The following is a 19,695-nucleotide window of genomic DNA, read 5'->3' as shown; positions in this document are numbered from 1 at the left end:
TCGCTCCACGATCATCCGCCCGAGGTGAGAGCATGGGCCCATGACTGTCACCATCCCCGAGGGACAACCAAACCGGCGTTTCATGAGATACGTCAGGCCGCCCACAGAAGTTGATAAACACTCCCCACTCTTCCCTTTGCAACCGCAGACCCGCCGCCTGCGACTGGGAATCGATGTCGAAACCGTCCCCACCCCTCCGGCAGGCTTGTTTTCAAGCTTCATCGGACGCGAAGAGATCGACTTGCAACTCCTAGTACCAAACGGATCTGAACCACCTACTGAATGGCTGACCGCTCTTCAAGCCCCTCTTATACATAAGATGGCATACACCACAGTTGATGAAGCAACGCCTTTCTTAGACACTGTCCAGTTTGGCGTGACGACAGAAACAGAGACTTCTACGACCCACGCCAGGGTGAGCTTTTTCCCGGTTCTCCAGCAATTAGACGATCAAGTGGCGCCTGGATGGGCCTCGCCCTTGGACCTCGAGCAGCGCCACCGAGCTGCAGCATACGCCGCCGCGGCCGCCCATCTTGGAATCGATGCCGTCGTTTCCATGGCAAAAACAACAAGTCGGAGCGATGTCCCAGACAACGACGTTGTTATCAGCATTTCCCCGGACGATGCCGTTGGCCTTATTGGCCACTATCTCCGCGTGACAAGCAACCCGGTCGTCAACGTTCGCACTGGCTCGCTAAGTAACGGCAGCGGCACATGGAGGCGAGCGACGAGCACTGGAACCGTCACGGACCTATACGAGCGAGGAATCGCAACCCAGCTTGCAATGCTCGAATGCTTCGAAATCGCTGCAACACTGCAATCGGATGCCGAAACACTAGATGCTCTCCGCTCGATACGAGTCAGAATCATGCGATCCGCACGAGCTCTCGACAGCCTACTTTCCGCCTTGTCCAATCCCGCAAAGAAGCGCCGCAAAGATGTAGTGGAGCGCGCCGCAGAAGCTTTCGACCGTCAGCTGCTCTATCTAGCTGCCGCCTTCGACATTTACGGTCGGCGGTTCCTGCTACTTATTGACCCAAATCGCAATCCGAGGAATTACCGTTTCTCCCTCGACGCAAGCGGATTCGTAACCGATCATCTAGAGAAGGAATACGATGCAGACCTATTGACTGAATTGCGACGGCTACACGTCTATGCGACAGTCTGCAAAGAACTTCGAAATCATATCCACGATGGGATCCTTCCAGTAGACCAGCACCCTGACCGCACCTACGGAAGTTCACTCAGCATCGCCCTCAAGTTAGATCCGATTACCAAGCTGCTCCCAGGGGCAACTGGCAGCAAATTAACACAAGATCATTACGATCAGCTCGGAGTCTGGCGAACCCAACCGGTCGATTTCTCCGATACACCTTCCACTGTTGCCGACTTGGCAACTGTCGCGGTAACGCTGATGCGCACCGGAATCTCCCTGATTAACGAATTTTCCCAGCTTATTATGCTTCACAAGCCCCGTTCAGCATCAGCGCCGAGCCCGCTACTCGGATGTGTCAACGGGTCAGCGGATGAGAAGCTTGTATCCCCCGAAGACGAAGAGCTACATAAAGCGCTCTTCGGATGGCCGTCTACTTAGTTTTCTGTACCGCCCACTCTGGTAAACCCTCCAGGCCCGATTCGATCAGTTCGCTTCGCCTCCCGCTCCGGGCTCGACGCGTACAGCCACGACTCGGCCTCCCCCGGCCGCACCAGCGCGCGCCCGACAAGAATGACCGCCGCCTGCCGCAGCCCGGCCGTCTCCACGGCATCAGCGATGTCGGCCAGAGTCCCCCTCAGCTCAACGCGGTGCGGGCGGCTCGCGCTAGCCACCACGGCTACCGGACAGTCCGCGCCGTGGGTGGGGACCAGTCGCTCGGCCAGCTCGCGGATGCGAGTGATCGCCAGATGAAGCACCAACGTGGCGCCGGTGGCGGCGAAGTTCTCCAGCGCCTCGGCCGAGGGCATCGCCGTGGACCGGGCCTGCACCCGGGTGAGCACCACCGACTGCACCACCTCGGGAACCGTCAGTTCCACGCCCAGTTCAGCGGCCGCAGCTGCATAGGCGGGCACACCCGGGACCACGGCCCACGGCACCCCGGCCGCGTCCAGTCGGCGGGTCTGCTCGGCCAGCGCTGAGTAGATCGACGGATCGCCCGAGCACAACCGCACCACCTCGAGCCCGTCTGCGTGGGCAGCGACGATCTCGCCGATGATCCCGTCCAGATCCAGATTCTGCGTATCGACCAGACGGGCCTCGGGCCGGCAGTGCTCCAACACTCCCTCATCGAGGTACGTCCCCGCGTACAAGCACACTTCGGCAGCGCGAAGCAGATCGACCGCTCGCAGCGTGAGCAGGTCGGCGGCGCCGGGGCCGGCACCTACGAAGTGAACGGTCACCAGTTCTCCTCCATCGCATCACCACGCGGCTTCACGGCCGCCCACTGCACCACGGCCCGCGCCGGCGCCCAGCCGGTGAACGAGCCGATCTGATCGCTGCGTTCCACGTGGAACCGCGTCAGCTCGCCGCCGAACTCGGCGCGGGCGTCGATCATCACGCGTTCGGTCTCCAGCGTCACCGCGTGGGCGACTAGCCGGCCGCCCGGCGCGAGCGCGTCCCAGCACTCTCGCAGCAGGCCAGGGGCGGTGCCGCCTCCGCCGATGAACACCGCGTCGGGTCGGGGGAGGCCCTCCAGCGCGCCCGGGGCGCGGCCCTCCACGATCTCCAGCGAGGGCACCCCCAGCGCCGCGGCGTTGCGCCCGATCCGGGCCGCACGCTCGGGGTCGGCCTCCACGGCGATCGCCCGGCACGCGGGGTGCATCCGCATCCACTCGATGCCCACCGACCCGGCGCCGGCCCCCACGTCCCAGAGCAGCTCCCCGGCCGAGGGCGCGAGCCGGGACAGCGCCGGGGCCCGCAGGTCGCGTCGGGTGAGTTGGCCGTCGTTCTCAAAGGCGTCATCGGGCAGCCCGGGCGCCAGGCCGAGGGGCCGGGCTGAGGCATCGGCCACGCACTCGATTGCCAGGACGTGGAGCTGCGGCGCCTCGCTGCCGGGTGCCCAGTCCCGCGCCACACACCGCTCAGAGGACTCCGCGGGGCTGCCCAGATCGGCCAGCACGGTGAGCGCACTCCCCCCGAAACCAGCCTCGCGGAGCATCGCGGCGACAGCCGACGGGGTGTGCCGGTCGGCGGACAGCACCAGCAGGCGCCGGCCCGGGGCGAGCTCGCGAGACAGCGTCCGGTGGTCACGCAGCACCGCCACCGACTCGGCCGGCCAACGCATCCGGGCCCGCGCCAACGCCACCGAGGACACCGCCGGCAGCACCTTCACCGCCTCGGCGCCGAGCAGCTCGACAAATGTCGAACCGACTCCCGCGACGAGCGGATCACCCGAGGCCAGAGCCACAATCCGCTGGCCTGCGAACCGGGCTAGCGGCTCTGCCACACCCTCGCGGAAGGGCCTCGTCCACGGCACCTGCTCAGCGGAGACCTCAGCTGGGAGCATCGCCAAATGGCGATCGCCGCCGAGCACCACCTCGGCACCGAGGACGGCGCTACGGCGGGCCGCGTCGAGACCCGCCCAGCCGTCACCGCCGATCCCCACCACCGTCACCCGCGCTGTCATGACGCGGAACCCTACAGCCTCCGCCGAGCTGCCTCAGCGCCCAGTCAGACGACCGAGCCTCCCCGCGGCTGCCGATCCAGCCCGGTCGAGGACGTCACAGCTCCGTCGACCAGACGGAGCTGTGAATCGCACCGCGCCGCCATCGATGCGTCATGAGTGACCAGCATCAGTGCCACCCCGAGATCCCGGGCGGTACCCAGGAGGAGATCCATCACGACCCCACCGGATTCGGAATCGAGCGCGCTGGTGGGCTCGTCGGCGAGCACCATCACCGGCTGATTCATGAGGGCGCGCGCCACCGCCACCCGCTGCCGCTGCCCCCCCGGACAGCGCCCCGACCGCCCGCTCTCCAGCGTCACCCAGGCCGACCACACCGAGGAGTTCGTCCGCTCGTCCGCGCACGTCGCGGCGCCGCGCCCGTGACGGTCGTGATCCGAGCCAGGCCATGGCCTCGAGTTGTTCGCGTGCCGTGAGCGACTCGATGAGGTTGGACTGCTGGAACACGATCCCGATGTCCTTCCTGCGCAACTCCGCACCCTCCGCAGGGCTCACCGCGGCCAGGTCCACCATGCCGTCCCGGGTCTGCAGCCACACCTGCCCGGAGTCGGGCGTGGTCAGAGTCGCCGCCACCGCCAACAGGCTGGACTTTCCCGAGCCTGAAGGTCCCGTCACGGCGAGGCTGCGCCCACGATCGATCGAGAGTGAGACGTGGTCGACGGCGGTGACCCTGCCTTCACCGTCGGGGAAGGTCAGGAGGACGTCCTTCATCCTCAGCGCGGTGGTCGACGGCGCCTCGAGCAGAGCGGTGTCGGACATGAGATTCCTTCCGGAGGTAGACGGTTGTTGCAGGAAGTCGGAGGGCGGCGTCATCAGCGAAGGGCCGCTGCGATCGGGGCTGCTCATCGGGCGGCCCCGAGCGCGGAGTTGGGGTCGGCGTTCAGGACCGGCCCCAGCGAGGCGGCCGCGCCGCCCAGACCGAGCACCGCGAGCAGAGCGGCCGGCAGAAGCGTGGTCCCGGCGGAGACGACAAACGGCACGGTGCCGGCCGCGGCCAACCCGAGGAGCGCGACGATCCCCACCCCGCCCCCGATGCCCACGGCCAACACGATCGCGGCCTGTCCGATGGAATCGCGGACGACCATCGCCGTGGACGCACCGAGCGCCTTGAGCACGGCGACATCACGGCGGCGCTGCATCCCCCAGACGGTGAAGAACGCACCCACGACCAGCGCCGTGACAGCCAGCAGCATGTAGGTCATGGTCCTCAGCGAGGTGTTCTCCGCCCGGTGCGAGGGCAACGCACCCACGAGTCCCGCGGAGTCGACCAGGCCGAGGCCCTGATCCAGCACGGCGGAATCAGCGAGTGCTTCCGACGACACCGCGATGGTGGTGGCCGCCCCGCCGCGGGGGGCGAGTTCTCTCCACGTGTCGAGGTCGGTCACCACCACAGGCGTGTGCGAGTGCCAGAGATCGCCGGCGTCTCCGGCGACCGCCAGGGTGTCGCCACCGATTCCGATCTCATCCACGCCGCCGCCCACCTCGTCGTCGACCCCGGTGGACACCAGGACCTCCCCCCTCGACGGCGGGGCCACCGAGCCCACCGGTGCCGCCAGACCCACGGCGACGGCGGACACGCCTGTCTCCGTGCCGTCGTCCACGGTGAGCCGGGCGAGTCCTACCGGCACGGCGGAGGGGTCCAGTGCCGTGATCGACTCCACCTGCCCGTCGGTGAGAGCGGCGCGGTCGAGGTCGACGACACCTTTGTCGTCAGTGGGGAGGACAAAGCTCGAACCGCCCGATCCGAGAGCCCGGAGCGCGGACACGCTCTGGTTCGACAGCCCGGCGGTCAGGCCGAGAAGTCCAGCCACCAGAACGGACAGCAACAGCACGACCCCGGTGATGAGGGTGAACCGCCACCGGGCGGTGCGGAGGTCACGAAGCGCGAAGAACACGGTTTTCCCTTTCCGAAGGCATGCCTCAAGGTTCGTCTCCCGGCCACGGACTCGGATCGACCGCGAGGTTGGTTCTCCCGAGTCGAAAGGCGGGCCGCTCCTCCACCTTTCGATGGATGCCGGCCCCGGCGGGTTACGACTAGCGTCGACCTGGTGACCTCGGAGCCAACGACCGCCGCGGAGCTCCCGCCCGAGTCGGCGGGGGTACGTGTGGTGTTCACCCAACTGCAGATCGCCCTGCACACACTGGTGGCAGCACTGCTCGTGCTCACCCTGGTCGGCGCGCACAGCGACGCCTCCGGCGTCCTCAACGTCCCGGCCGCGGCGACCGCCGCGGGATTCGCTGCCGTGTACTGCATCGGAACCGTGTGGGAGCGCCGTCGCGAGACGGCCAGCACCGTCCGCCTGGGCTGGTTGGCCGCCGTCCTCGTGCTGTGGGCGGCTCTCGTGGTCCAGGTTCCCGAGGCCGCCTACCTCGTGTTCCCACTGTTCTTCCTGGCCCAGTTCCTCCTCGGCGTGTGGACGGGCGCGGCGGCGGTGGCCTTTCTCGCCGCAGTCGCGGTGCTGGCTCTGGGACTACACGAGGGCTTCACCGCCGCGGGGATCATCGGGCCGGTGGTGGGAGCACTCGTGGCGCTCGGCCTGGGGGCCGGCGTGCGCGCGCTACACCGCGAGTCGCAGGCCCGGCGCGCGGTGATCGCCGAACTCATGGCCACGCGCTCCGAGCTCGCCGCCCGGGAACGGGAGGTGGGACGAGAGGCCGAGCGGGCCCGGCTGGCAGGCGAGATCCACGACACCGTGGCGCAGGGGTTGTCCAGCATCGGAATGCTGTTGCACGCCGCCGAGCGCTCGGATCCCTCGCATCCCGCGGTGGAGCAGATCCGTCTCGCCCGCGAGGTGGCGGGCGAGAACCTCACCGAGACGCGCAGGCTCATCGCCGCGCTGCGCCCGGCACCACTCGACGGTGTCTCGCTGGCCGGGGCCCTGCGCCGGATCGCCGAGCGGGTGGGGACCGAGAACCCCGGACTCGCCGTGTCGGTGGGTGGCGATCCGACCGCCGACCCACCCGCGGAACTCTCCGCGGTACTCGTCAGGGTGACTCAGGAGGCCCTGACCAACGCGGTCAAGCACGGGTCGCCCCACCAGATCAGGATCACCCTCGACCACCGCCCCACCTCGGTGCAGCTGGAGGTCCACGACGACGGATGCGGGTTCGACACCACCGCCCTTCGCACCGCGGCCTCGTTCGGGCTGGACGGGATGGCCCGTCGGGTCGATGACCTGGGAGGGACACTCGAAGTGGAGTCGGAGGTGGGCGGCGGTACGTCGGTCCGTGCGGTGCTGCCGACGGGGACGACGGAGAAGGAGCTGTGACGAGGGTGCGGGTGCTGATCGCGGACGACCACGCGGTGGTGCGCACGGGGCTGCGGGCGCTACTCGCTTCCGATCCGACGATCGAGGTGATCGCAGACGTCGCTGATGCCGACGCCGCCGTGGAGCGCTGCAGGATCGGGGACGTGGACGTGGTGCTCATGGACCTGCGCTTCTCCGGCGATGCCACCGCCGGGGTCCGGGCCACGGCCAGGATCCGGGAGCTCGCCGACCCTCCCCAGGTCCTGGTTCTCACCAGTCACGACACGGACTCGGACATCCTCGGCGCGATCGAGGCCGGCGCCTGCGGCTACCTCCTCAAGGACGCCGGCCCCGACGACCTCCTGGGCGCGGTCCGCGCCGCCGCAGCGGGCGAGAGTGCGCTCTCCCCCACCGTCGCCGGCAAGCTCATGGGCCGACTACGCGACCCGCGTCCACTACTCACCGATCGCGAAACGGAGGTCCTCCGGGCGGTGGCGGACGGTGCAACCAACAGGCAGACCGCCGCCTCGCTGAACGTGTCGGAGGCGACCGTCAAAACCCACCTGGTGCACATCTTCGACAAGCTCGGCGTCACCACGCGGACCGCAGCCGTGGCCCGGGCCCGCGAACTCGGAGCCGTCTAGCCGGGCGGGTCCGCTGCTCCCCTGTGCCGCTGGTGACCGGTGCCTGGACTACCCTCAGCACCACAACCGAACACGACCCACAGCACGAGGTGCCCCACGGCCGCGAGAGCGGACGGAGGGGAGAATCAGGGAAGCCGGTGAGAATCCGGCACAGGGCCCGCTACGGTAACCCGGCCTCTCGCGACACCGCGCCAACGCGCAGCGTCAACAGATGAGCCGGGAAGTCCGGAGACCGGCCTCGCGCTGACCAGCCTGGCAGACGAGAGCGGGAGCCCCCATGCCATTGCACTACCCCTTCAGCGCTGTCGTCGGTTCCGACGACATGTCGCTGGCCCTCATCCTCACGGCGGTGTCGCCGTCGGTCGGCGGCGTCCTCATCCGTGGTGAGAAGGGCACGGCCAAGTCCACGATGGTCCGCGCCCTCGCCGGAGTCCTCCCGAAGATCGAGGTGGTCACCGGCGACCGTTTCTCCTCCGCGCCCGACGACCGCGGCGCCGAGACCCCCGACGGCCGCATCCCCACCGACGCTCCCACCGAGCGGCGGCCGGTCCGCCTGGTCGAGCTTCCGGTCGGGGTGTCCGAGGACCGGATCACCGGGTCGCTGCACCTGGAGAGCGCGCTGTCCGACGGCGTGACCGTGTTCCAGCCCGGCCTGCTCGCTCGCGCCCACCGCGGGATCCTCTACGTGGACGAGGTCAATCTGCTCCACGACCACGTGGTGGACCAGCTCCTCGACGCCGCCGCGATGGGCCGCGTCACCGTCGAGCGCGATGGCCTGTCGGTCGAGCACGCCGCCCGTTTCGTGCTGGTCGGCACCATGAATCCCGAGGAGGGCGAGCTCCGCCCGCAGCTGCTGGACCGTTTCGGTCTCACCGTGGAGGTGGCCGCGCCGCGCGACCCCGAGCTCCGGGCCGAGGTGGTGCGCCGCCGCATCGCGTTCGAGGCCGACCCCGCCGGGTTCGCCGCCGCGTACGCCGACGACGAGCGCGCCCTGCGTGAGCGGGTCGCCGCCGCCCGGCGCGTCCTCGGCGGGGTCAGGCTCACCGAGTGGGCGCTGGCCACCATCGCGCGGGTCTGCGCGGGCTTCGACGTGGACGGCATGCGCGCCGACATCGTCACCGCCCGCACCGCCGCCGCGCACGCCGCGTGGCAGGGCCGCGTCCGCATCACGCGCGAGGACATCCGGGTCGCCGCGCGCATGGCGCTGCCCCACCGCCGCCGCCGCGCACCGTTCGACGCGCCGGGCCTCGACGAGGAGCTGCTGGACCGGCTGTTGGGCGACGACGACGAGCCCGATCCCGACCCCCGCGACGAGGATCCGCAGGGCGAGAACGCCGGTCCGTCCGAGTCCGCCGACGACTCGAGCAGTGCGGACACCCCGTCCACCGACCAGACCCCGGCCGAGGCCTCGGCCGGCGGGCCCGGCAGCGACGCGACCGACGGCGGCGGGCACGCTCAGCAGGACAGCCCGGCTGACGCCGACGGCAGCCCGGACCCCGAGGGCAGCCCGGACCCCGACACCACCCCGGACCCCGACACCGCCTCGGGCTCCGCACCCGGTCCCGCCGCCCCGCAGCCCGGCACCGTGGCCTCCGCGTCGGAGCCGTACCGGACGCGGCTGTTCAGCGTCGCCGGCACCGGCGAGGGTGCGGCGGGTCGTCGGTCCCGGGCCCGCACGAGCAGCGGTCGGCGGGTCGGCGCCGGTGAGTTCACCGGCGCCGACCTGCACCTTCCCGCCACCATCCGCACGGCCGCGCCGCACCAGGCCGCCCGCGGCCGCATGGCCGGCCACGACGGCGCTGAACGCGCCCGCCTCCTGCTCGCCCCCGAGGACCTGCGCTCGGCCGTGCGCGAGGGCCGCGAATCCAACCTCGTCCTGTTCTGCGTGGACGCCTCGGGCTCCATGGCCGCCCGCACCCGCATGGAGCAGGTCAAGACCGCGATCCTGTCCCTCCTGCTGGACGCCTACCGCCGCCGCGACAAGGTCGGCCTGGTGACGTTCCGCGGGTCCGCCGCGCAGGTCGCCCTCCCGCCCACCTCCTCGGTCGACGTCGCGGCCACCCGCCTCGCCGACCTCCCGGCGGGCGGCCGGACCCCACTGGCGGAGGGACTGCTCACCACCGCCGAGGTCCTGCGCATCGAGAGCATCCGCGATCGGCAGCGGCGACCTCTCGTCGTCGTCGTCACCGACGGCCGCGCCACCCACGGCCCGGACGCCCTCGCCCGGTCCCGCACCGCGGCGGCCGGACTGGCCTCCCTCGGCGTGGCGTCCGTGGTGGTGGACTGCGAGACCGGCCGCTTCCGCATGGGCCTAGCCGCCGAACTCGCCGCGCACCTCGGCGCCGAGCACGTGCCACTCGGCGAGGTCACCGCCGACGGCCTCACCCGCACCGTCCGAGAACACACCACCGCACCGACCCCCACGACGCGAAACGAGGTCGCCTGATGCCCCAGGGACAACCCACCACCGTCCCCGACGACGGCCTCAGCACCCGCCAGCGCCGCAACCGCCCGCTCGTCATGGTCCACACCGGGCCCGGCAAGGGGAAGTCCACCGCCGCGTTCGGCCTGGCCATGCGCGCGTGGAACCAGGGCTGGGACATCGGCGTCTTCCAGTTCGTCAAGTCCGCCAAGTGGCGCATCGGCGAGCAGACCGTCATGGAACGCCTCGGCCAACTGCATGCCGAGACCGGCGAGGGCGGCCCGGTGGAGTGGCACAAGATGGGCTCGGGATGGTCGTGGTCGCGCAAGGACGGCACCGAGGCCGACCACGCCGCCGATGCCGCCGAAGGATGGGCCGAGATCAAGCGGCGCCTCGCCGACGAGCGGCACGACCTGTACCTGCTCGACGAGTTCACCTATCCCATGAAATGGGGCTGGGTGGACGTCGACGACGTGGTGGCCACCCTCGCCGCGCGGCCCGGGCGGCAGCACGTCGTGATCACCGGCCGCGACGCCGATCCACGGCTGCTCGAGGTCGCCGACCTGGTCACCGAGATGACCAAGGTCAAGCACCCGATGGACGCCGGGCAGAAGGGTCAGCGGGGCATCGAATGGTGACCGCGCTGCCGCGGATCGTCGTGGCCGCGCCGGCGTCGGGGCACGGCAAGACCACCGTCGCCACCGGCCTCATGGCCGCGCTGCGCCGCACCGGGCTGGAGGTCTCGGGGCACAAGGTGGGCCCCGACTACATCGACCCCGGGTACCACGCCCTCGCCACCGGGCGGCCGGGCCGCAACCTCGACCCGCACCTGGTGGGCGAGGAGCGGATCGTGCCGCTGCTGCTGCACGGTGCGCGATTCGGCGGGACCCGCGGCGGGCGGCCGGCCGACATCGCGGTGATCGAGGGCGTCATGGGCCTGTACGACGGCCACATCGGCCGCGAAGGGTTCGCCTCCACCGCGCACGTCGCCCGCCTCACCGACTCCCCCGTCGTGCTGGTCGTCGACATCTCGCACGCCTCGCGCACCATCGCCGCCACAGTGCTCGGCATGGCCACGTTCGACGCGGACGTCCGGATCGCCGGGGTGGTGCTCAACAAGGCGGGGTCCGTACGCCACTCCGACGAAGTCCGCCGCGGCCTCGCGCCCCTGGGCATCCCCGTGCTGGGCGTGCTCCAGCGCGACGACGACGTCACCGCCCCCTCCCGCCACCTCGGCCTCGTCCCCGCCGCCGAGCGCCCCGAGGCCGCGCGGTCCCTCGACCACCTCGCCGGGAAGGTCGCCGCATCCATCGACCTCGAGGCCGTCATGCGCATCGCGCGGTCCGCGCCGCCGCTGCGCGGGCAGGCGTGGTCGGCGCAGGAGGCGGTGGCAGGTGGCGGGCGCGGATCCGGCGGCGACGACGACAAGGGCCGCCCGCTCATCGCCGTGGCCGGCGGCCGGGCCTTCACGTTCCGCTACGCCGAGACGGTCGAGCTGCTCGAGGCGGCCGGCTGCTCGGTCGCGCCGTTCGACCCGCTGGCCGACGAGTCCCTGCCCGACGGGACCGCAGGGATCTACCTCGGTGGCGGGTTCCCCGAGGTGCACGCGGGCGACCTCGCCGCCAACGAGCCCATGCTGCGGGCACTGCGCGCGGCGACGTCCGCGGGCGTGCCGACGGTCGCCGAATGTGCGGGCCTGCTGTACCTCTGCCGGAGCCTGGACGGCGTGCCGATGGTGGGCGCGATCGACGCCGACGCCGCCATGGCCCCGCGGCTCACGCTGGCCTACCGGCGCTCGACGGCCGTGGCCGACAGCATCCTGGCCGCCGCAGGCACCGAGGTCACCGGGCACGAGTTCCATCGCACGGCGGTCACGCCGACGGCGGGTGCGGCTGGTGCGGCTGGTTCGGCGGGTGCGGCGGGTACGGCGGGTACGGCGGGTACGGCTGCAGGGCAGCGTCCCGCGGGGGCCGAATCAGGCGCGGTCGAGGGCCCGCTCTCGAGCGCGAGCCCGGCGTGGACGAGCACTGCCGGGCCGGAGGGCTTCGTCACCGGGTCGGTCCACGCGTCCTACCTGCACACCCACTGGGCCGGACATCCGTTGCTCGCGACCCGGTTCGCGGCGCAGGTCCGGACGTTCGCCAGAGCGCCCTGGCATGACCGCAGCGCTCCGGGCCGCCGGCCAGCCCAACTCGCCCGGCCCTGACGCGGAATTGGCAGCAGCTATGTCGGCGATGCAGGCGGAATCTCGCCGTGACTGCTGCCAGTTCCGCCGGGGCTGCGTCCAAAAGCGGGGCGGAGGGCGCGAGACTAGCCGCAGGCCCACTCGGCGGCGGCCACGGCGTCGCTGACCACCTGCACGCCCGGCGCGGGGCCGGGTCGGCGCACCACCACGACCGGCACGCCGAGCTCGTCGGCCACGGCCATCTTCGACCACGTGTGACCGCCACCCGAGTCCTTGGTGACCAGCACGTCGACTCCGTGGTCGGCGAAGAGCGCGCGCTCTCCGTCGACCGAGTACGGGCCCCGGCTCAGTAGTAGCCGCCACGGCTCGGGCAGCTCCACCTCGGGCGGGTCCACCACCCTGACCAGCGCGTGATGCTCGGCGAGCGGGCCCACGAACCTGTTCAGCGACTGCCGCCCGATGGTGAGGAACGGCCGTCGGCCCGAGCGAGAGGTGATGCCCGCGGCCTCGTCGTGATCGCCCACCCAATGCCAGCGGTCGGCCCCCGGGGCGGCAGCCCAGCCGGGTCGCTCGAGGCGCAGCAGCGGGACCCGCGCGGCCGCGCACGCAGCGGCGGCATTGGCCGAGATCCCGGCCGCGAACGGGTGGGTGGCGTCGACCACCGCGGTCACGCCGGCCTCGCGCAGAAATCGCTGCAGCCCGTCGACGCCGCCGAACCCGCCGATCCGCACCTCGCCCACCGGCAGCCGGGGCTTCGAGACCCGCCCGGCCAGCGACGACAACGCGGGCACCCCGCGTTCGACCAGCAGGGCGGCGAGCTCGCGGGCCTCGGCCGTGCCGCCCAGGATGAGGATCACCGGTCGGCACCCGGCGGGAGCGCGGGCATGGCGGGCGCACCGTCGCGCGCCAAGTCGAGCAGCGCGTCCAGGTCGAGGTGCTCCTCGGCGAGGTCGCCCAGCAGGTCGAGGCGGCGCTCCCGCGCGGCGGCGAAGCTCACGTCCGAGGGTTCGCGGGTTCGCCCCGACCCTGCCGCGACCTCGTCCAGGAACGCGCCCCGGAAACCGTCCGACTCGAGACTCCCGTGCCACATCGTGCCGAACACCCGACCCCGCCGGGCCCCGCCGGGGAACACCTCGTCGTCGTCGCCCGTCTCTCCCCCGCCGCCGACGCTCACCCGGCCGTGATGGATTTCGTACCCGCTCACCGGCTGCCCCAGCGCGGTCCCGGTGGGCAGGCGCAGCACCTTCTCCGCGCCGAACCGCGTGGTCACGTCGAGCAGGCCGAGGCCGGTCACGCGCGCGCCGGGGGTGCCCTCGATGCCGTCGGGGTCGGCGATCTCGCCGCCGAGTATCTGGAAGCCGCCGCAGATCCCCAGCACCGTGCCGCCGCGCTCGACATGTGTAATGACCGCGCGGTCGAGGCCCCGCGAGCGGAGCCACGCAAGGTCGTCGAGGGTCGCCCTGGTCCCGGGGACGACGACGAGGTCCGCGCCCGCGAGGTCGCGGGGCTCCGTGACATAGGCGACCTCGACGTCGGCTTCGAGGCCGAGGGCGTCGACGTCGGTGAAGTTGCTGATACGCGGCAGACGGAGCACCGCCACGCGCAGGGCGGTGGGCGCGTCGGCGGTGCGCGGGCTCACCGCGAGGGCGTCCTCGGAGTCCAGCCACAGGTCGGGATCCCACGGCAGCACCCCGTGGACCGGGCGGCCGGTGAGCGCGGTGAGCTGGCGCAGCCCCGGCTCGAGGAGCGTGGGGTCGCCGCGGAACTTGTTGACGACGAATCCGGCGATCAGCCGCTGATCGGCCGGCTCGAGCAGCGCGACCGTCCCGAACAGCGCCGCGAAGACGCCGCCGCGGTCGATGTCGCCCACCACCACGACCGGCATGTCGGCGTGGCGTGCCAGACCCATGTTGACGTAGTCGCTCGAGCGCAGGTTGATCTCCGCCGGGCTTCCCGCGCCCTCGCAGATGATGAGGTCGTAGCGGGAGGCCAGATCGTCGTACGACGCGAACGCCGCCTCCGCCAGGTGGGCGCGCCCGTCCACGAAGTCCCGCGAAGACACCGAGCCCGCCGGCTGCCCCATCACGACCACGTGGCTGCGGCGGTCGCCGCCCGGCTTGAGCAGCACCGGGTTCATCGCCGGCTCCGGCACCGCGCATGCGGCGAGGGCCTGGATCCACTGGGCGCGGCCGATCTCGGCGGTGCCCGCGGACGCCGTATCGGCGGGCCCGGCTGCGTGGTGGGCGGACACGACCATCGAGTTGTTGGACATGTTCTGCGCCTTGAACGGCGCCACCCTCAGGCCCCGGCGGGCGAAGGCGCGGCACAGGGCGGTGGTGACGACGCTCTTGCCCGCATCGGAGGTGGTTCCTGCGACGAGCAGGGACGCGGCGCCGGTAGCAGCGGCAGTCATGCGGTGGGGCTCCTCGGCCTGGCACACACCGACCACGGACGCGGGCGGCGGTCGGCAGGTATCGGGCTCGACCCGGCCCGCTTGCGAAGCGGGAGGGTCACACCGTTGCGGGACAGCCCCGGACTCGCACCGGGTTCCCTGGACCGACGAGCAGTGAGACTACCCGAGGAGCATCAGGAACCCACGGCCGCCGGGAGGTAGCTCGAGCCCGCCACGAACGGTATGGCGAGGAAGCTCAGGGGCACGGCGGACTGGTCGAACGGGATACCGACCGCTTCCAGCCCGCGGGCGATCGCACCGAATGCCGCGTTGATGGCGTCGTACATCGGGCCGCTGATGGGGCCGTTCGGACGGAAGATCACGGATGACTCCTAGGCGAGGAACTCCGCGCGGCGGCGGGTCGCGACCGCGGGTCGCGGGGCTAATGGGCAGGTCTCCCTCTCCATATCGAGCGCCCGCACCGCGTCGTTACCCGTCCGGCTGAGCCGGGCGGGCGATCCGGTGCGGGCGCAGCCCCACGAGCTGCCGCCCCCGCAGCGTCACCGATCCCTCCTGTGGCCGGCACACGCCGGACAGGACCTTGAAGATGCTCGTCTTGCCGGCGCCGTTGGGCCCGATGATCGCGAACTCCAGCACCGGCGCGGGGCCGCCCGAGGGGCCGGGCGCGGGGCCGTGACTGGCGGTCCGGACCGCGCGCCGAGGTAGAACGCGCGGATGTCGTCGTCCAGCAGCTCCGCCGCCGGCCGGTCCATGACCACGCGCCCCGTCTCCACCGCGTAGCCGTGCCGGGCGATCGACAGCGCCATCGCCGCGTTCTGCTCGACCAGCAGGACGCCGGTCCCCTGCGCGTTGATTTCCATGATGATGTCGCGGATCTGCTCGACCATCCTGGGAGCCAGGCCCAGGCGCCGCCCACCTCGTCGTCGTCGCCCCCTGACACGACAGACCCCGGGACCCTCCAACGGTCCCGGGGTCTGTCCCGGTGGGGATCGCCCCTTCAGCGGAGCTCGATCCACCGCGGGGCGGGCGTCACGCCAGGGCGTCCTCCGAGCGCGACTCCTCCGTGTACATCGAGGTCTTGCTGGTCTCCGGCGCGAGGATCAGCGCGATGATCGTCAGCACCGACAGGCCCACGAGGTAGTAGCCGACGTAGGCGACCGAGTAGTTCTGCACCAGCCACACCGCGACGAACGGGGTGAGCGCCGCGCCGAGGATCGCGGAGAAGTTGTAGGCCACACCCGAGCCCGTGTACCGGGTGTTGGTGGGGAACAGCTCCGGCAGCACCGCCGACATCGGACCGAAGGTCAGGCCCATGAGCATCATGCCCACGCTGAGGAACAGCAGCATGCGGGTCACGTCCAGGCCCTCGCCGGTGCCCATCGCGTCCGGGTTCAGCCACCAGCCGAAGCTCAGGCCGAACACGATGATCGCGGCGGTGACGCCGATGAGCATCCGGCGCCGACCGAGCACGTCCGCCAGCCAGCCGGCGACCGGCACGAACGCGGCGAACAGGAGGATCGCGATGACCTGGATGATGAGGAACGACTGGTAGCCGTAGCCCAGCCCGCCGGTCTCCTCGGCGCCGATAGCGAACGACAGGATCCACGTGGTCATGAGGTAGAACAGGCCGTAGGTGGCCAGCATGATGAACGTGCCGAGGATGATCTCCCACCAGTTGCGGCGGAACACCTCGGACACCGGGGTCTTGACCCGCTCGTTGTTCGCGACCGCCCGGGCGAAGACCGGGGTCTCCTCGATGCGCAGCCGCACGTACAGGCCCACGCCGACCATGACGATGGACAGCAGGAACGGCAGGCGCCAGCCCCACACGAGGAACGGCTCGCCCAGGTCGGCGGCGGTGGAATCGTAGGAGAACCAGATGGTCAGCAGCAGGAAGATGCCGTTGGCCAGGATGAAGCCGAACGGTGCGCCGAGCTGCGGCCACATCGCGGCGAACCCACGCTTGCCCGGCTGCGCCGTCTCCGACGCCAGCAGCGCCGCACCCGACCACTCGCCGCCCAGGCCGATGCCCTGGAAGAAGCGCAGGATCGTGAGCATCGCGGGGGCCCACAGGCCGATCTGGTGGATCGTCGGCAGCAGGCCGATGAGGAACGTGGCGATACCCATGGTGAGCAGGGCGCCGACGAGCGTGACCTTGCGGCCGAGACGGTCACCGTAGTGCCCGAAGACGATGGACCCGAGCGGGCGGGCGATGAACGCGGTGCCGAACGTGGCCATCGACGCCAGCAGTGCCGTGCTGGCGTCGCCGCCGGCGAAGAACAGCAGCGGGAAGACCGACACCGCGGCGGTGGCGAAGATGTAGAAGTCGTAGAACTCGATCGTGGTGCCGATGAGCGAGGCGAGGATGATCCGGTGACGGGGCACCGGCTCGGCCGAGATCGTCTCGGCGACCGCGGCCGTGCTCCCGTGGGGATCGATCTTCCCGTCAGACGTTGCCATGTTCCTCCTAGGTCCGGGTAGCGGGGGTGGCTACCGATGACCGCGACAAGGCTAGGCGGATTGGTGATCTCGGTCACGTCGCCCAGCGGTGGATGTGCACGTGGCACAGTGTGGATCGTCATTTTTCTCGCCCGCTGGGCACCGTGTCCAATCCCGGACACGCCGTCGGGTGTACGGGCGGGGGTGTGACGACGACGACGTGGCAACGGCTCGCGGGCTGGGCTACGCAGCTCACGCACTCGGTTACGTGTTCACCGGCTCCGGTAGTGCAGGAGTACCGTCCCGCCTCCGAAGACGCGCTGCTCGGCGAGCTCCAGATCCAGGCGCGCGTCCGGCGGCAGGGCGCGAAGGCCCCCGCCGACCACGTGGGGGACGACGAAGAACAGGAAGTCGCTGACCATCCCCGCGCGGATCGCCTCCGCCGCGGTGGTCGGACCGAAGATCTCGACCTCACCGTCGACCTCGTCGACGATGCGGCGCAGGGTGCCCGGGTCGAGACGCGGCACCAGGCGGTCGGTGTCGGAGGCGAGGTGGGCGGCCGTCATGGTGGACGAGACGAGGGTCCGCGGAATCGCCTGCCAGCGCCGCGCGAACTCCTGCTCGTCGGGTCCCGACTCCTCGCCCTCGGGTGGGTTCTGCCAGTACTCCATCAACGCGTAGGTGTTGCGGCCCAGCACCTCGTGGGCGACGGCCCCCATGCGGTCCACGTGGAACCGGAAGACCTCGGCGTCCGGCGCGGACCACTGGAAATCCCCGTCCGCGTCTGCCACGTACCCGTCGAGCGAGACGGTCGCGGTGTAGCTCAGCGTGCCCATGGTCGGCCTTTCGCGGATGGCGCGGGGACGTTGGGGGCAGCCTAACCCCGGATTCCGCCCCTAGGCTGAGCGTTGACCGGGGTTCTCACGACGAGGGTCGGCAGCGTGGCCGACGGGCGGTCGCTGATCGCGACCACGTCGCCGGCCTCGGCGGCCCGGCCGCCGGGGCACCTCAGGGCTGGCGCGGACGGGTCGGGCACGTTTCGCGGACTCATCAGCTGACTGGGTCACCGCACCCCTTCCGCCCGGGCTCACGTCGTCGTCGTCGACCGCCACGGTCCCACCCCCGCACCGTCGGCCGCGACCGCTGAGCCCACCGGGCGCGGGGTCAGTCGGCGACTGCGCCCACCGGGCGCGGGGTCAGTCGGCCGGTGCGCGGTCGGTGTCGCGCTCGGCGGCCTGCTCCGCGCGGGCGAGGGCCTGCCGCCCGTACGCCCACCGGGCCGTGGAGGTGAGGTGCGAGCGATGATCGCCCATGTGCAGTCCCCAGGACAGCAGGGTGATGACGCGATTGCGGAAGCCGATGAGGAACGCCAGGTGCACGACCAGCCACAGGACCCAGGCGACGAAACCGTGGAGTTCAAAGGGGCCGATCTTGGCGACCGCGCTGTAGCGGGACACGGTCGCCATGGAGCCCTTGTCGAAGTACTTGAACGGGCGGCGGGCGGCCGGCGACCGTCCCGTCGCGACCTCGCGGGCGATCTGCTTGGCGACGTACTTGCCGCCCTGGATCGCGACCGGCGAGACGCCCGGCAGGTTGTCGAGGTTGATCATGTCGCCGATCACGAAGATCTCCGGCCGGCCCGGGAGGGAGAGATCCTTGTTCACGAGTACGCGCCCGGCCCGGTCCACCTCGGCGCCGGTCTGCTCGGCGAGCATCCTGCCCAGTGGGCTCGCCTGGACGCCGGCCGACCAGATCTTGCAGGTGGCGTCGATCCGGCGCAGCGACCCGTCGGGGTCCTTGACCTCGATCCCGTAGTAGTCCACGTCGGTGACCATGGCGTTGAGCTGGATCTCCACGCCGATCTCCTCGAGGCGCGCCCGGGCGGCGTTGCCGAGCTTGTTCCCGAACGGCGGGAGCACCGCCGGGGCGGCGTCGAGGAGGATGACCCGGGCCCGGGCGGGGTCGATCCGCCGGAAGCTGTGTTTGAGGGTCCGTCGCGCCAGCTCGGCGATCTGCCCGGCCATCTCCACACCGGTCGGACCGGCGCCGACGACGACGAAGGTGAGCAGCCTGCGACGTTCCTCCTCGTCGTCCGACACCTCGGCCTGCTCGAAGCAGCCCATGATGCGGCTCCGTAGTTCCAGCGCGTCGTCGATGGACTTCATGCCCGGCGCCCAGTGCTCGAAGTGATCGTTGCCGAAGTAGGACTGGTTGGCCCCGGCGGCGACGATGAGGGAGTCGTACTCGAGCTCGAAGTCGACGTGCCCGGCCGTTGCGTGCAGCCTCCGGGCGGTGACGTCGATCTGGTCCACCTCCCCCATTGCGACGGTGACGTTCTTCTGGTCCCGCAGGACGAGCCGGGTCGAGGGGGCGATCTCGCCGACGGACAGGATGCCCGTCGCGACCTGGTACAGCAGCGGCTGGAAGAGGTGGTGGCCGGTCCGGGCGACGAGGGTGACGTCGACGTCGGCCTTCTCCAGCGCGCGGGCGGCGGCGAGCCCGCCGAATCCCGACCCGATGATGACCACCCGATGGCGGTTCTCCGTTGACGGCCCACTGTTCATCGGCGAGTGCGAGTATCCGGTCATGGCGCCTCCTCGAACTGACTGTGCCGTTCCCATGAGCCCGTCGCCGGGCCCCGTTGCGGCCGACCCTAGTCGTGTTCGC

15 protein-coding genes, 2 pseudogenes and 2 riboswitches are annotated in these 19,695 nt (G+C 70.9%); of the genes and pseudogenes, 6 read left to right on the top strand and 11 right to left on the bottom strand.

Annotation, left to right across the window (positions count from 1 at the left end):
• Positions 1-40: 40 nt before the first annotated feature.
• The gene (locus DCI01S_RS16695; protein WP_082767638.1) at positions 41-1,594 is read left to right on the top strand and encodes a hypothetical protein; all 1,554 of its coding nucleotides are present in this window, start codon (positions 41-43) and stop codon (positions 1,592-1,594) included.
• Here the strand turns inward: DCI01S_RS16695 and DCI01S_RS04370 are convergent.
• The 4 genes and pseudogenes from DCI01S_RS04370 to DCI01S_RS04355 form a co-directional block, all read right to left on the bottom strand.
• Positions 1,591-2,394 (bottom strand): cobalt-precorrin-4/precorrin-4 C(11)-methyltransferase, encoded by an 804-nt coding sequence (locus DCI01S_RS04370; RefSeq protein WP_061228125.1) that lies wholly within the window; start codon positions 2,392-2,394, stop codon positions 1,591-1,593. The two genes, DCI01S_RS16695 and DCI01S_RS04370, sit on opposite strands and share 4 nt — an antisense overlap.
• Positions 2,391-3,620: a bifunctional cobalt-precorrin-7 (C(5))-methyltransferase/cobalt-precorrin-6B (C(15))-methyltransferase gene (locus DCI01S_RS04365; RefSeq protein WP_061228124.1), complete on the bottom strand. Its 1,230-nt coding sequence runs from the start codon at positions 3,618-3,620 to the stop codon at positions 2,391-2,393. Before DCI01S_RS04365 ends, DCI01S_RS04370 begins: the two co-directional genes overlap by 4 nt.
• A 44-nt stretch (positions 3,621-3,664) precedes the next feature.
• Positions 3,665-4,436: pseudogene (locus tag DCI01S_RS18250) on the bottom strand (ABC transporter ATP-binding protein).
• A gap of 83 nt (positions 4,437-4,519) precedes the next feature.
• Positions 4,520-5,572 carry an FtsX-like permease family protein gene (locus tag DCI01S_RS04355; RefSeq protein WP_061228123.1) on the bottom strand — a complete coding sequence of 351 codons (1,053 nt, stop codon included), beginning with the start codon at positions 5,570-5,572 and terminating at the stop codon, positions 4,520-4,522.
• Between the two features lie 153 nt (positions 5,573-5,725).
• Here DCI01S_RS04355 and DCI01S_RS04350 point away from each other — a divergent pair, with 153 nt between their 5' ends.
• The 5 genes and pseudogenes from DCI01S_RS04350 to DCI01S_RS04330 all read left to right on the top strand — a co-directional run.
• The gene (locus DCI01S_RS04350) at positions 5,726-6,946 is read left to right on the top strand and encodes a sensor histidine kinase (RefSeq protein ID WP_061228122.1); all 1,221 of its coding nucleotides are present in this window, start codon (positions 5,726-5,728) and stop codon (positions 6,944-6,946) included.
• Between the two features lie 5 nt (positions 6,947-6,951).
• Positions 6,952-7,569: a response regulator transcription factor gene (locus DCI01S_RS04345; RefSeq protein ID WP_061228175.1), complete on the top strand. Its 618-nt coding sequence runs from the start codon at positions 6,952-6,954 to the stop codon at positions 7,567-7,569.
• Positions 7,570-7,639: 70 nt separating this feature from the next.
• Positions 7,640-7,824, top strand: a riboswitch (cobalamin riboswitch).
• Positions 7,825-7,846: 22 nt separating this feature from the next.
• Positions 7,847-10,015, top strand: a complete 2,169-nt coding sequence (locus tag DCI01S_RS04340) for a magnesium chelatase subunit D family protein (RefSeq protein WP_061228121.1) — start codon at positions 7,847-7,849, stop codon at positions 10,013-10,015.
• Positions 10,015-10,629 carry a cob(I)yrinic acid a,c-diamide adenosyltransferase gene (gene cobO, locus DCI01S_RS04335; RefSeq protein WP_061228120.1) on the top strand — a complete coding sequence of 205 codons (615 nt, stop codon included), beginning with the start codon at positions 10,015-10,017 and terminating at the stop codon, positions 10,627-10,629. Before DCI01S_RS04340 ends, cobO begins: the two co-directional genes overlap by 1 nt.
• Positions 10,623-12,107, top strand: a pseudogene (locus DCI01S_RS04330) (cobyrinic acid a,c-diamide synthase CobB); the annotation flags it as partial. The gene cobO and the pseudogene DCI01S_RS04330, both read left to right, overlap by 7 nt.
• 194 nt (positions 12,108-12,301) lie before the next feature.
• Here DCI01S_RS04330 and DCI01S_RS04325 read toward each other — a convergent pair.
• The 7 genes from DCI01S_RS04325 to DCI01S_RS04295 form a co-directional block, all read right to left on the bottom strand.
• Positions 12,302-13,033, bottom strand: a complete 732-nt coding sequence (locus tag DCI01S_RS04325) for a cobalt-precorrin-6A reductase (protein WP_061228118.1) — start codon at positions 13,031-13,033, stop codon at positions 12,302-12,304.
• Entirely contained in the window at positions 13,030-14,589 is a 1,560-nt protein-coding gene (locus tag DCI01S_RS04320; protein ID WP_061228174.1) for a cobyric acid synthase, read from the bottom strand. Before DCI01S_RS04320 ends, DCI01S_RS04325 begins: the two co-directional genes overlap by 4 nt.
• 36 nt (positions 14,590-14,625) lie before the next feature.
• Positions 14,626-14,752, bottom strand: a riboswitch (cobalamin riboswitch).
• Positions 14,753-14,762: 10 nt separating this feature from the next.
• Positions 14,763-14,951 carry a hypothetical protein gene (locus DCI01S_RS04315; protein WP_061228117.1) on the bottom strand — a complete coding sequence of 63 codons (189 nt, stop codon included), beginning with the start codon at positions 14,949-14,951 and terminating at the stop codon, positions 14,763-14,765.
• Positions 14,952-15,057: 106 nt separating this feature from the next.
• Positions 15,058-15,225: an ATP-binding cassette domain-containing protein gene (locus DCI01S_RS16690; protein ID WP_244881646.1), complete on the bottom strand. Its 168-nt coding sequence runs from the start codon at positions 15,223-15,225 to the stop codon at positions 15,058-15,060.
• A 393-nt stretch (positions 15,226-15,618) separates the two neighbouring features.
• A complete protein-coding gene (locus tag DCI01S_RS04305; protein ID WP_061228116.1) occupies positions 15,619-17,049 on the bottom strand; it encodes an MFS transporter in 1,431 nt (476 codons plus the stop codon).
• A 251-nt stretch (positions 17,050-17,300) separates the two neighbouring features.
• Positions 17,301-17,864, bottom strand: coding sequence for a dihydrofolate reductase family protein (locus DCI01S_RS04300; RefSeq protein ID WP_061228115.1), 564 nt, complete (start codon positions 17,862-17,864; stop codon positions 17,301-17,303).
• Between the two features lie 360 nt (positions 17,865-18,224).
• Entirely contained in the window at positions 18,225-19,616 is a 1,392-nt protein-coding gene (locus DCI01S_RS04295; protein WP_156482540.1) for an NAD(P)/FAD-dependent oxidoreductase, read from the bottom strand.
• Positions 19,617-19,695: the final 79 nt, after the last annotated feature.

Origin of the sequence: Dietzia cinnamea NBRC 102147 (assembly GCF_001571065.1) — a bacterium.
GTDB classification, from domain to species: domain Bacteria; phylum Actinomycetota; class Actinomycetes; order Mycobacteriales; family Mycobacteriaceae; genus Dietzia; species Dietzia cinnamea.
This window is presented reverse-complemented; position numbering and strand designations above follow the sequence as displayed.